Source organism: Shewanella sp. 10N.286.45.A1 (assembly GCF_041470405.1).
In the GTDB taxonomy this organism is placed as follows: Bacteria; Pseudomonadota; Gammaproteobacteria; order Enterobacterales; family Shewanellaceae; genus Shewanella.
This window is the reverse complement of the sequence record NZ_JBFRMK010000306.1, coordinates 1-14039: the sequence shown is the minus strand read 5'-3', so window position 1 is coordinate 14039 and position 14039 is coordinate 1. Positions and strand designations below refer to the sequence as shown.

The following is a 14039-nucleotide window of genomic DNA, read 5'->3' as shown; positions in this document are numbered from 1 at the left end:
GAACAACCATTATGTCATTACTCACTTTGAATTAGCCTGCCTTGAATTAGCGTGCCAAAAACGCTCTGAGTAGATCAACTTCTTATACTGATTGGTATTATAGCAAACCTGTTGTTTCAGCCAAAAAAAACGCCCCTCTAAAAAGAGGGGCGTTCACAAAACGGTTTACAGTGAATGAACTATTTAAATTTCTTCACTTTTTTAAGCGCGATTTGCTGTTTTAGCATCGACAGGTGATCGGTAAACACAATACCTTTGAGATGATCCATCTCATGTTGCAAAACAATCGCAAGGAACTCATCGGTATCAATTTCGAATGCTTCACCAGTGCGATCTAATGCTGTGACCTTAACACCTTCATGACGATTCACTTTCGCACGGTAACCAGGGATAGATAAACAACCCTCTTCGCCTTGGAACTCACCGCGAGATTCAACAATTTCAGGGTTAATTAATACCATAGGTTGATCACGTTCTTCAGACAGATCGATAACCAAAATTGCGTGTAAACTACCCACTTGAGTTGCCGCAAGACCGATACCGTCATCGGTGTCATACATGGTTTCAATTAAGTCATCAATAAACCCCTGTACCGCATCAATGTCTTTCACCGGCTCGGCTTTACGCTTAAGCCGCGCATCAGGGATCGTTAAAATTTCTAACACTGCCATATCATTATCACACTAGTATTAACCAAAAAATTCGCGCTATTATGACCGAATCAACAGCAAAGGCAACTATCAGTCGATTTCGCTTTATACCAATCAGCATAAGACGTTGATCTACCCTGAGTGTTTATTGCGTACTCAATCAAAACATATCAATGACATCATGGTTGTTGCCTTATGAGCTTATTCAACGCAGAAGTAGGCAGCAAAAAACCTCCTACAGGCGATTTTTATACTGATTTGCTATTATCGACCCAAACTAGGGGTTGTTAATCTTTCATGGTTGTTTTGGCCACCGTTATTGGTCATTAAAAAAACCTAGGTTATGGGGTTTAATCATGCTCCACAAATAACCAGCAACACATTAAAATCCCCCAAAAGCACGGCCCTTTGGATTCATTTCAATGCTTCTAGCCTATACAACAGCGGCCATTATCCACTTTTGACTTAGCTCACTAAGCATCATCGCTCCAGTCTTGCCCTAAATCATTGAACTCAAAAAAAAGCCAAGCTCAGAAGATCAACAGCCCTAATTCCCGCCAGTGACTTTTATCTAAAAAATTTCATGAACCGACAATTCAGTCCATTTAATGGATCAGTTATGTTATATTTGCGAAAATGTATAAAATATACGGATAATAATATGTCACAAGCAGTGCGCTCCCCTTTACCCCCTACATTCTTTGTTGCCAATACTATGGAGATCTTTGAACGACTCGCTTGGTATGGTTTCTTCGCGTTGTCATCCCTCTATATGACATCACCACAAAATCAAGGTGGGCTCGGGTTTTCAGACCAAGAACGTGGACTACTACAAGGAATGATCCCTTTCTTCTTATATCTTTTCCCTGTACTAACCGGGGCACTCGCTGACCGCTATGGTTATCGAAAAATGTTCTTGGTCGCCTATGCGATTATGTGTCCGAGTTACTATTTACTTGGTCAAGTTGATAGTTTTACCGGTTTCTTTATTGCCTTTATGGGAGTCGCGGTCGGAGCCGCATGTTTTAAACCTGTAGTAACAGGCACCGTGGCACGAACAACCGATGATACTAACCGTGGTTTAGGTTTCGGGATCTTTTACATGATGGTCAATATCGGCGGATTCTTAGGGCCATTCGTTGCTGGCTATGTTCGCGCCATCAGCTGGGACTGGGTATTCATCATGTCGGCATTTTGGATTGGACTAAACTTTATCCCTGCACTATTTTTCTACAAAGAACCAACAGATCAAAATAGCCAGAAAGGCAAGCCTCTAAAAGCGGTCTTTAACGATATCCAAGAAGTACTCGGTAACGCCCGTTTCGCTATTCTATTTTTTGGTACACTCATCATATTAATGTCTTATGGCGCAAAATGGATTACGGGTGAGACAACGTTAATCATCTACGCCGTTTGGTTCACAGCGCATCTTATATGGGACAAGCTGGCTTCCTCTAGTAAAGGTGCGCCTTGGTACGGTCAAAAAATTAGCTTAGGTAATAAACCTTTTGTGATCTATCTGCTTATTCTATCTGGCCTATGGATGGTCTATCAGCAAATATTTATTACCCTACCTATCTACATTCGTGACTTTGTCGACACTGCCGATCTGGTGCTAATGCTAGCCAACTACCCTGACTTGCAGCAATTCTTTGCCCCTGTCGATACCACGTTACTGCAATCAGAACTAACTCGTTTAGCACAAGAGTTCAGTGCTGGCACATTAAACGCGAAACAAGCCTATTTCGAATTAGTTCACGCCAAAGTGATGGTGCCTACAGCAGAAATAGGTCAAGCGTTTGCCGCCATAGCTCAAACACCAGCCTTAGCGACACAATATGCTCAGAGCTGGGCTAATGACTATCGCCAAGTGAACCCTGAATACCTAATTGGGCTTAACTTCTTATCGATTGTTTTGATGCAGCTATTAATCAGCCGTTTTGTTGAACGCTTCCAAGCATTGCCGGTGTTGGTTGGTGGTACGATTATTCTTGCACTGGGTACTGCAATTGGTGGCTTTGCACATGGTGCAGTCATGGGCGGTGCGATGGTACTGACATCTATTTTAGTGTTCTCGATTGGCGAAATGGTTGCGTCTCCAAAGAGCCAAGAGTATGTCGCAAGCTTTGCTCCCAATGACAAGAAAGCCATGTTCATGGGTTACTACTTTGTATCATCAGCGATTGGATTCTTACTGGCAGGACCGCTATCTGGTTACCTTTACAGTGAAGTCGCTAAAGGTGCTGAACACCCAGATCTAATGTGGTTTATTATTGGTGCACTTGGCCTACTCACCGCATTTGGTTTGATCATCTTCCATAAATTTGGTGTCACTCCACAAGCACAGGATGAGGTTAATGGCGAGCTTGCTCAAGCCAATTAACTTGCTATAAGTGCTAAATCGTCATTTTAAAGCCCGCGCAAATAATATTTGCGCGGGCTTTATCTAGATTAGAACTGCGAACGTACCGCAAACACCCACTGAGTATCATCGCTTTCAATATTTTCAAGTTTTTCCCAATCATACTGATAACGTATTACCCATGACCACTGCGGATTAACTTGATAACCCATTGCCAACCAGCCACGTGCATCAAAACGTTCAGTGCCATCAATACCTGCATTCGCACTGGCGTATAGTTCGCTGTACCAATGTTCTGTGATAGGTTTAAGTACTGTCATGCTGGCATTGGCTGCAGTGCTATCAGTACAGGATTTAACCGCCAAGTGGTTAACCGCAAGCTCAGTAAACACTTGAGTGTTTAGCCAGCCTTTGTGCTCATGCATTAGGCCTAGTTGATATTGGTAATGACTCGATCTACCGTCAGGGGTATCAGTTTTACCATGATCAATCGACGCTCGCAGGTGCCACTGATTAGTTGAATAAAGATAACCCATATGCCATTTATCACCGCCAGTATTGGTGTTACCTGAGAATTTTTGATGGCTAGTGGCTAAACTTCCCCCCACTTTGAGCACATCGCCATCAAACCCCACATACAGCGAATCACTGAGATTTAGTGGATCAGCAATATGACGATACTGTTCAGCTAACGCTGATACAGAAAAAGTTGACAGTAACAACAATGAACCAACAAGAGGCTTGGTAACCTGCATAGACATGATATATACCGTAAAAAGGCGCCATTATTACGTTAGCGCTAAGTGCCAGCAAGAACTTTTACGTTATATTACAATGCATCAATAAGTGTGCAGCATGCATGAAAAGCATTAACAGACGTAACGCAACAAAACTCATTTAGACGACTTAAAAGCACTGTAGAGTGATACAAATTAGCGATAGAATTAAATATCAATCAGTATAAAATCTAGGGATAGTGGTTAATGCAAAGCGATATAAAAGCTTCACCGATGACGCAAATATGGCATATTGTGTCTATGATCCCTGAAGGGAAAGTTAGCTCATACGGAAAAATAGCGGACTTAGCGGGATTACCTGGTCGAGCGCGTTATGTATCCAAAGCACTCAAGGCAGCGCCTGATTCACTCGCCCTACCTTGGTATAGAGTGATCAATAGTCAGGGTAAAATCTCTTTTGCAGAGCATACCCAACCTTATATTGATCAAATGGAACGACTACGCGGCGAAGGTGTTATGGTCAATCGCGGTAAAGTAAAATTATCAGATCACGAGTGGCGACCGGATATGGCAACATTAGTACTTTCAATACCCTTTTAAAGCCCAACACTCAATGTAAAGGAAACGTATTTGTCTAGAAAATCATCGATTATATTTGCGGTCAGCTTACTGTTTACAAGCAACATCGTTATTGCTGACACTACGCCTCTAACGCCTCACACTGCAGAGTATCAGGTCAACTATGGCAGTATTGAACTTGGCCGAGCACGATACATTTTAGCAGCTCCCGAGGGTGACCAATTCCGCTACCGTTTTGATAGCGACGTCAGCCTACTTATGCTTTCAGACCAACGTCATATCCGCAGTGAGTTTACACTAGATAATAACCAACTCATTCCAATGCGCTACTCAGTAGAAAGAACGGGGACTGGGCCTAACTTTAGAGAACAGATCGCCTTTGCTAAAGGGCAAAACGTCGTTCATAGCCGCTATAAAGATGAGCGGGCAAAATTCCCCTACGATGAACAGCTATTTGATCCACTGATGGTGCAGTTGCAATTTAGACTCGACATGGCAGCAGAGAAAGAGGAGCTGCATTACACCATGGTTAAAGAGGGTGAGATTGATGATTATGGTTTTAAAATTGTCGGCAAAGAGCGGGTCAACATTGAAAGTGGTAGTTATCAAACTATAAAGTTTGAGGTTAAGCGTGACAGCACTAAACGGCAAACCTTTTTCTGGATGGCACCAGAGTTAAGCTACCTACCAATCCGCCTAACTCATTTTGAAAAAGGCAGTAAGCAGCTCGATATCACCTTACTCAACTATAAATTTGAACAACAAGCTGCTCCAATAACCGTGGCTCCCGAGCAAGCATTAACTGAAACAACAAAACCACAAGATACTGGCTCTGCTAACTAGGGCCTGTTGATCTTTCATGGTTGTTTTTACGGTAATTTATTGGCCATTTTGGCAAAATGAGGCGATGTGGTGTAGTCATTCTCCACAAAGAGCCTTTAATGCAGAAAAATGGCCAAGAAATGCTGTCCTTTGAATTCGTTTCATTGTTTCTATTCTTTTATGACTAGAATGCGTTATGAACGTTTCACTTAGCTCGCTAAGCGTTATCGCTCAAGACTTGTACTAGAAGCATTATTGCTTACGGTAAAGAATCGAGCAAAAACTAAGCTTGAAAGATCAACAGTCCCTAGAGACTCGCGCATATACAATAACGAGCAGATTCTATCTTTTATGATACCGAACCCAATCAGCATAAGAGTCTCTTTAGCTCGTTTACACACACAAACACATTAAACCAATTAGCCATTGTTTAAACCGTTCCTTTAACCTGTTTGTTATGGTTTAATCTGCGTAAAAACCTGCGTAAAAATAAAATAAAAACTTCTACTTATTCAACGAGTAATACGCTGTTTTCCTTGTTAGACGTTACATTCTTGTGTAGTTTTAAGATAGCACTCTACATATGTTACTAGGACGTAAAACATGCATTCTGTCATTCTACCAAATAGAAAGCCGGTCAACAGGTTGCAATGGGTTGTTTTATTTATCGTGCTCGTCATTAGCCTTACATTTTCATCTTCCTATGCTGCAGAAAAACCAAAAGCGTACCAAGAGCAATTGACTGTTGCGGATATTAAAAATATCGCTACAGAGCTGAAATACTATGATGAAATTCTAACCTCATCCGTACTCAGCTATGGGTTTTCTGGTGATGAGAAGTGGCTAAATCGCTACGATGAATATGAACCTAAACTTGAAAAGTTAATTGAGCGACTTCTATCAAGACAAAATGCAGAAGACAACGAACTAGTTAAAGCATTGGAAAGCACTAATGTTAAGCTCGTGACTTTAGAAAATCAGATGATAAATGCTATTAAGCAAGGCGATCGCAAGCAAGCGATGGCAATTATCAATGGTGATGAATATCACAAGCTAAAACACGACTATCTCGAAGACATTATTTCATTCACAGAAACACTCAGCACCAGAGCCATTAGCCCAACCGACAATGCCATTAAGAAAGTCATACTCACCCCTGAAGAGAAAAAGTGGATAGCCGAACATAAAGTTATTATCGGCATTGATAATTGGCCTCCAATGTTATTTATGCAACCAGATGGCAAAATTGGCGGGCTAGCAGGTGCCATCGTTAATAAAATTGTCAAAAATACAGGCTTACAACTCGATATCAGGCAAGGTGACTGGAGTAGCAATGTTGAAGCTTTTAAGCGCGGTGAAATCGATCTACTACCTGATGCATATTATGAGGAAGACAGAAAAGCATTTGGCAATTACAGTACTCCTTTCTTTTTGGTGCGAGAACTCTTCCATGTCAAAGCCAAAAATACCCATTTGCTCACTAATGACAACTTAGCCAATGCCACTATCGCCCTTCCCCAAGGGTATACAAGTCGCAAAAAATTACTCCGGCTATATCCCAATATCACTCTGATTGAAACAGCAGACATAAATGATTCTATTAAAAAGGTTTTATCTGGTGAAGTCGATGCATTGTTAGATTCAGAACTCGCAGTTCAACATGCCATGCGACAGCAAGGTAAACTCGATCAAATTAGAGTGATTGACGAAGATCTCTTCCCGCCTACATCCGTTCACCTTTTAAGTACTAAGCGCTCGCCAATATTACATTCTATTCTGCAAAAAGGGCTAGATTCACTCAAACTCAGAGATCTAATGTTAACTAAAAATGATTGGTTAACCACAGATAAACAAACAACTAACGATAAACAACCTAAATATTTAGATTCGCTGTTTATCATTATGGCGATAGTACTTGTGCTGTTCATCCTAGGAACGGTGGTAAGTTCGCGCATATTAAAAGCAAACGATCAAGAACTGGTCACACGCTTTAGCTCCAGCAACTTTAAACGAACAATCTATATTGGCCTCGCCGTACTGTCTATTGTGTTGATTGCAGTGATTGCGATGGTCACCCAATTTGCTGAACAAAAGACACGTAGTGAAATCGAATACAACTTGCAAACATTGCTTACCTCTACTCACCAAAGGCTATTTTTCTGGGTAGATTATGAGCTAAATAGTTTACAACAAATCGGCCGAAACCAAGATTTAGTCGAGCTGGTTGAGCAGCTACTAGTGCTACCAAGAGATAAAAGTTCGCTGGTTGAAGCAAGTCTTCAGACACAAGTTCGCAGCTTCTTTAGTGATCGTGAGGGCGAACCCGGCTCTTTTGGTTTCTTTATTATCTCTCCTGATAAAATTAGTCTCTCTTCTCGACGTGATGACAATGTTGGTGGTACCAATATTATTCAACAGCAACGCCCCCAGATTTTAGATAAAGTGTTGCAAGGTGAGAGTGTATTCGTGCCACCAATCAGATCCGATGTTTATGTTAATGAAAACATGGATACCAGCAGTATCGATAATAAACCACCAACCATGTTTTTTGCCGCGCCAGTGGTCAACAGCGATAACCAGGTTATTGCTATTGTCACTAAACGAGTAAACTTTAATGGTGTGTTCTCCTCGATCCTTTCTGCAGGTTTTATTGGGCATACAGGTGAAACCTATGCCGTCGACAGAACTGGCTTACTCTTATCTAAAGTTCGCTTCGAAAGCCAGTTACGCGATATAGGCTTGATATCCCAAGAACAAGAAGCATCGCTAAATGTGCGAATTGCCGATCCAGGGAGAAATCTGACCAACACTACAACGCCAGTATCTCCGGATCCTAACTGGCCATTAACCTTAATGTCGGCTGAGATATCAAATGAAAAATCCGGCATAAATCTTGACGGTTACAATGACTATCGAGGTGTAAAAGTAGTGGGTACCTGGGTATGGGATGCAAATCTCGATATGGGGCTGGCTGCCGAAGTTGATGTCGAAGAGTCTTTTGCCCTACTACAAATTTTTAAGTATACCGCATGGTCAATAGTGCTTATTTCACTGGCACTATTGGTAGGCAGTACCCTGTTTACTCTCAGAGTAGGTACCCGAGCGACACGAGCACTATCTCGTTCACGCAAAGAACTAGAAGAGCTTGTAAAAGTCAGAACGGAAGCATTAAACGCGGCAATGCAAAAAGCTGAAGGAGCAACACTCTCATTAGCAGAGCAGATGAAGTTCCAACAACTACTGATAGATACCGTCCCTATCCCACTTTTCTATAAAGATGCTGAAGGCAAATTCCTAGGGTTTAACAAAGCCTACGAAGAGATATTTCAAGTTGAGTCTAAAGACTTAGTAGGCTTAACGGTTAATGACCTCACCTATTTAAGCGAAGCCGATCGCAAGCTTTACCAAGCGGAAGACGATGAAGTCATTTCAAATCAAACTACCATCAAAAAGGAGATGCGGATCCCCTTCGCCGATAATAAGGTTCACGACACGCTATATTGGGTAACGGGCTTTAAAGACAGTAACGACAACCCTGCTGGATTAGTCGGTAATTTTATCGATATTACCACTGAGAAGGAAAATGCCAGACAGCTTGAAATAGCAGTCAAAACGGCTGACGAAGCGACCCGTGCTAAAAGTGACTTTTTAGCCAATATGAGTCACGAGATCCGTACGCCAATGAACGCAATCATTGGTATGAGTTATTTAACTCAGCAGACAGATTTAAATCGAAAACAATCTGATTACGTAGCCAAAATCCAAAATTCAGCCGAATCATTGCTGGGCATTATTAACGATATCCTCGATTTTTCTAAAATTGAAGCAGGAAAATTGGAGCTAGAAACAACTCAGTTTAACCTCAATGATAGTTTTGACAATCTAGTACAAATTATATCCCATAAGAGCCAGCAGAAAGGGCTTGAACTACTCATCGATATAGAACCCAACCTACCGGTTGAGCTTATTGGTGACCCTTTAAGGCTGGGACAAGTACTGATTAACCTTGCCAACAACTCGATGAAATTCACCGAAGAAGGCGAGGTAATAATTAAAGCCCGTGCAGCAATGCAAGATGAACAGCATGTAACTATTGAATTCTCGGTAAAAGACACTGGCATAGGTATGACACCTGAGCAGCAAAGTCGTCTGTTTAAATCATTTAGTCAAGCCGATGCATCGACCACCCGAAAATATGGTGGAACAGGATTAGGACTGACAATCTGTAAGACATTAACCGAGTTAATGTCAGGTGATATTTGGGTTGAAAGTACCTACGGTGAAGGCAGTACCTTCTTGTTCACGGCTAAGTTTGCCATTGCAGACATAGTGACCACCCAGGCAGATGTCTCGCCAGAGAGCTTATTAGATCTTCCCATGCTCATTGTCGATGATAGCGTTGCCGCACGAGAGATCTTATTCACCCTATCAGAGAGTCTGGGGTTTCGACCCGACTTAGCCGCGACTGGTGCTGAAGCAATAGAAAAGATTAAGCTTGCAGATAACCAAGGAGAACCTTACCAGCTGATATTAGCGGACTGGAAAATGCCACAGATGGATGGCCTAATGCTTTGCAAAACGATTCAAGATGATGCCACATTAGTCAACCAACCTAAGTTAGTCATCATCACCGCCTATGATCGTGATGAGATGTTAAAACAGGCTGACAAAGTACAACTTGATAGTGCAATCACCAAACCTGTCAGTGCCTCAACCTTATTCGACACCGTAATGGCAGTAATGGGCAAAACCTCGCCCCAACCCGCTGCGAATCAGAACGGTAAGCTAAATACCTCAGCAGCAAAAGATATCGTGGGTGCCCATGTATTATTAGTTGAAGATAATGATATAAACCAAGAGATTGCCACCGAACTGCTCTATATGGCTGGCATAGAGGTATCAACCGCTGGCAATGGTGAAGAAGCTGTCAATATGGCACTAGCCAATGACTACGACGCCATTTTAATGGATATTCAAATGCCGATTATGGATGGATACGAAGCCACCCGCAGTATTAGGCACAATCCTGACAGACAGCTTATTCCGATTATCGCCATGACGGCGAATGCGATGAGTGGTGATAGAGAGAAATGCCTTGAGGCTGGGATGAATGACCATATTCCCAAACCCATCAATCCACAAGAGGTGTTCAGAACACTGGCTAAGTGGATTGAGCCGACAGGAAAAGAGTTACCTAAAACCATTAATAACAACGGTGAACATGACACGGTAGCGCAACTCGAACTACCCAATTTTGATGTCGACAGTGCTATGGCACGTATGTCCGGCAATCAAAAAGCGTACCTGAAAATGTTAGCAAAAGTGGTTCAATCCCAAGGGGGATCTGTTACCACCGTAAGCCAAGCAATGGCCAATAACGATGTTACCAGTGCAATCATTGCCATTCATACATTAAAAGGAGTCGCAGGCAATGTCGGTGCAATGTTTGTGGTACCTATAGCTGAGCAAATTGAATCCAATCTCAACCAGCAAAAAAATGACAATAATTGTGCTATCGATGCACAACTGCAGCGACTTTTAGACGAGTGCCAAATACAGCTCAGTAAAATGATCGACACCATTGAACAGGCATTAACGAAAGCCAACACGACAACGCTCGGAAGTGCGATATCTAGAGCGGAATTGAAAGCACAGCTTGATTGTATTAATCATCAAATAGCACAACTCGATAGTACCGCAGTCGATAGTTTAGATACCCTGTTTGAGCAGCTACAAGTAGCTAACGACTTACAAGTCGGTCAATCACTGTATAAAGCACTATCACAATATGATTTCGACGAAGCTGAAACGCTTATAGAAGCTTTCAACCTTGAACTGCTGTCACTGCTTGAACAAGCAGAACCTGCACAGCAGGTTAACCATCTTGCAGTTGATGAGATAGTAAGCCAACTTAAAGTCATTGAGTCACAAATAGAAGATTTTGACTCTGCTGCGGTGGATGGCATCGAAACCTTACTCGATTGCCAACTACCATCGGATGTACAACAAGCTGTACAAGCGCTGCTCGCAACCTTGAGTCAATACGATTTTGAAACTGCAGAGTCACAGCTTAATCAGCTTTTGAGTGCGATTGATAAAAAATGATGCCGTCACCTAAACCAAAAATAAAGGAATATAACAATGGTCGATGTAAAGAAGGCAACAATTCTCGCAGTAGATGATACCGCGACCAATATTGAAGTCGTCAAAGGAATACTGTCTCAGGATTATCTTATACAAGCCGCTTTAAGTGGCAAGATGGCATTGAAGATCATTGATAAGCGCCAGCCGGATCTTATTTTACTCGATGTTATGATGCCTGAAATGGACGGCTATCAGGTATGTCAGCAATTAAAGTCACAGGACTCAACCAAAGATATCCCAATTATTTTTCTAACAGCAAAAGTACAAGAGGATGATGAAACCAAGGGGCTAGCACTAGGTGCAGTAGACTATATTACTAAACCCATAAGTCCAGCGATCCTCAAAGAGCGAGTCAAAAATCACCTACTGCTAAAAGCATCTCGAGACCTTATGGAAAGACAAAATGAGATCCTTGAAGAACGAGTGATTGAGCGTACCAATCAGCTAGCTGAGCTTCAAGATGTGGCAATGGTTGCAATGGGCGCATTGGCAGAATCAAGAGATCCTGAAACAGGTAACCACATTCGTCGTACCCAGCATTACGTCAGAGTATTAGCACAAGCGTTATCAAAAATGCCGCAATATCAACAGCTATTAACGCCCGAAATCATAACCGCTATGTACAAGTCTGCACCGTTACATGATATCGGTAAAGTCGGTATTGCGGACAATATATTGCTAAAGCCAGGCAAACTCACAGAAGAAGAGTTTGAGATAATGAAAAAACATGCCGCATATGGACGTGATGCCATTGTAGCAGCAGAGAAGTCGATTGAAGTAGCTGACAACTTTCTAACCTTCGCCAAAGAGATCGCCTATTCCCACCATGAAAAGTGGGACGGTACGGGTTACCCTGAAGGGTTAGCTGCTGAAGATATTCCATTGTCGGCAAGGTTAATGGCTATTGCAGATGTGTACGACGCGCTCATTAGCAGCCGAGTTTACAAACCCGCATTTAGCCATGAAAAAGCCGTCACCATTATCGCTGAGGGACGTGGCAGCCATTTTGATCCCAACATGGTTGATTGTTTCTTATCAATAACCGATGAGTTTAATGCGATTGCGCTGCAGTTCCTCGATCAAGATTAACGGAGCAACCTCATCGTGCTCAGAAAAGCAGTAAACCACTGATAGTAAAATCTAAAATAATCGCGTATTCTGCCAAAAATAACTGTTAGTATCTATTTTTACAGGAAAAAATACTAATGAACCAATTCGTTGAGCACTTACTAACCGTATTTATGGCATTTTTTGCAATCATGAACCCTATTGCTAACACAACCGTTTTTGCAGGGCTAACTGCCGAAATGAGCAATATAGAGCAGAGAAAGATTGCTTTTAAATCACTAATGATTACCTTCGTCATCATAGTGTTATTTGCCTTTTTGGGTAAAACCATTTTCCACCTGTTTGGCATATCGCTGCCAGCATTGCGCATAGCGGGTGGAATTTTGGTGTTTCTTGTCGGTTACCATATGTTACATGGACAAAGCTCTAAGTTGCATACTGCAGCGGCAAGTTCAGATGACAATATCGCTATCTCGCCGCTGGCCGTACCGTTACTTGCAGGGCCAGGTACCATCGCCACCGCAATGAACTACTCGGCAGCTGGTGGTTGGCAAGAAATAACCTTAACAGTGGCCTCCTTTGCAGTGCTCTGCCTGATTACTTTTATCTGCTTTGTGTTTTCATCAAAGATTATATCCGCCATTGGCGAAAGCGGCTTAAGTATAGTCACGCGTTTAATGGGGCTAATTTTGGCAGTTATCGGTGTGCAAATGGTCATAGATGGCGCCAGTGCAGTGATTGCGAATATTCACTAAGTGGTGTTTTAAGCACAAATCGCATATCGTTAATCAACAATAAAAAAGGCAGCTATTAACTAATAACTGCCTTTTATATACCGATGATTAATGGCGGCTCACATTCAAATTCAGCCTATCAGTAACTCGCCTTTTTTAAACAGCTTCCACTCTCCAGCAGCAAGTACGTTCCACTGCTCATCTTTAGTCAGTGGACGGGTGGCGATAACGGTAACCACATCATTAGGAGTCGTTTCTTTATTAAAATCGATCACCACATCGGTATCAATCAGTTTAGCTTTGCCAAAAGGCGCGCATCGAGTGATATAACACAAGTTATTACTGCAATAACTCATTAAATGTTCACCGTCACTTAAGATCATATTAAACACGCCAAGGGCTCTGATCTCGTCCGCTAAGGTTGCAATAAAGCGATACACTTGCTGCATATCATCAGGTGCTTTATCGCCAAACTGCTCAACCACTTTGTCCATAATCCAGCAAAATGCCATTTCACTGTCAGTATCACCTACCGCATTAAAACGTGTAGAGATAAACTTATCTTGATAATCGCTTAACTGACCGTTATGTGCATAAGTCCAATACTGTCCCCATAGCTCACGAGTAAAGGGGTGAGTATTTTCCAATGACACGCCACCGCGGTTAGCTTGTCTTATGTGGCTCACCACCACTTCACTTTTAATTGGGTAGGATTTGATTAACTTTGCAACATGGGATTCGCTACTTGGGCGTGCATCTTTAAATGTTCGATTACCTTTACCTTCATAAAAGGTGATTCCCCAACCATCAATATGTGGCCCAGTTACCCCACCTCTTTCGGCAAGTCCTGTAAAACTAAACACAATATCAGTTGGTACGTTGGCACTCATGGCCAGCAACTCACACATTAATCTTAATCCCATTCAATAATACCAATCAGTAT

9 protein-coding genes are annotated in these 14039 nt (G+C 42.1%); 6 read left to right on the top strand and 3 right to left on the bottom strand.

Translation table 11 applies throughout. The features are described 5' to 3' along the window. Positions 1-179: 179 nt before the first annotated feature. Positions 180-671: a peptide deformylase gene (gene def / locus AB4238_RS19820; RefSeq protein ID WP_371993056.1), complete on the bottom strand. Its 492-nt coding sequence runs from the start codon at positions 669-671 to the stop codon at positions 180-182. 640 nt (positions 672-1311) lie between these two features. On the opposite strand from def, the gene AB4238_RS19815 reads away from it, so the two are divergent. Then, positions 1312-3033 (top strand): MFS transporter, encoded by a 1722-nt coding sequence (locus AB4238_RS19815; protein ID WP_372035060.1) that lies wholly within the window; start codon positions 1312-1314, stop codon positions 3031-3033. Positions 3034-3101: 68 nt separating this feature from the next. On the opposite strand, the gene AB4238_RS19810 is transcribed toward AB4238_RS19815, so the two are convergent. Continuing rightward, the gene (locus tag AB4238_RS19810) at positions 3102-3773 is read right to left on the bottom strand and encodes a hypothetical protein (protein ID WP_372035058.1); all 672 of its coding nucleotides are present in this window, start codon (positions 3771-3773) and stop codon (positions 3102-3104) included. A 222-nt stretch (positions 3774-3995) separates the two neighbouring features. Here AB4238_RS19810 and AB4238_RS19805 point away from each other — a divergent pair, with 222 nt between their 5' ends. The 5 genes from AB4238_RS19805 to AB4238_RS19785 all read left to right on the top strand — a co-directional run bounded on the left by AB4238_RS19805 (position 3996) and on the right by AB4238_RS19785 (position 13117). After that, entirely contained in the window at positions 3996-4349 is a 354-nt protein-coding gene (locus tag AB4238_RS19805) for an MGMT family protein (RefSeq protein WP_372035056.1), read from the top strand. A gap of 30 nt (positions 4350-4379) precedes the next feature. Beyond that, entirely contained in the window at positions 4380-5171 is a 792-nt protein-coding gene (locus AB4238_RS19800) for a DUF3108 domain-containing protein (RefSeq protein ID WP_372035054.1), read from the top strand. A gap of 582 nt (positions 5172-5753) precedes the next feature. After that, complete coding sequence (locus tag AB4238_RS19795; RefSeq protein WP_372035052.1) at positions 5754-11255, top strand: response regulator; 5502 nt, start codon at positions 5754-5756, stop codon at positions 11253-11255. 36 nt (positions 11256-11291) lie between these two features. Then, on the top strand, positions 11292-12383 hold the full coding sequence (locus AB4238_RS19790) for a two-component system response regulator (RefSeq protein WP_372035050.1): 1092 nt from the start codon (positions 11292-11294) through the stop codon (positions 12381-12383). A gap of 116 nt (positions 12384-12499) precedes the next feature. Further along, positions 12500-13117 (top strand): MarC family protein, encoded by a 618-nt coding sequence (locus tag AB4238_RS19785; RefSeq protein ID WP_372035049.1) that lies wholly within the window; start codon positions 12500-12502, stop codon positions 13115-13117. 110 nt (positions 13118-13227) lie between these two features. Here the strand turns inward: AB4238_RS19785 and AB4238_RS19780 are convergent, their stop codons facing one another. Next, a complete protein-coding gene (locus AB4238_RS19780; protein ID WP_372035062.1) occupies positions 13228-14004 on the bottom strand; it encodes a class II glutamine amidotransferase in 777 nt (258 codons plus the stop codon). Positions 14005-14039: the final 35 nt, after the last annotated feature.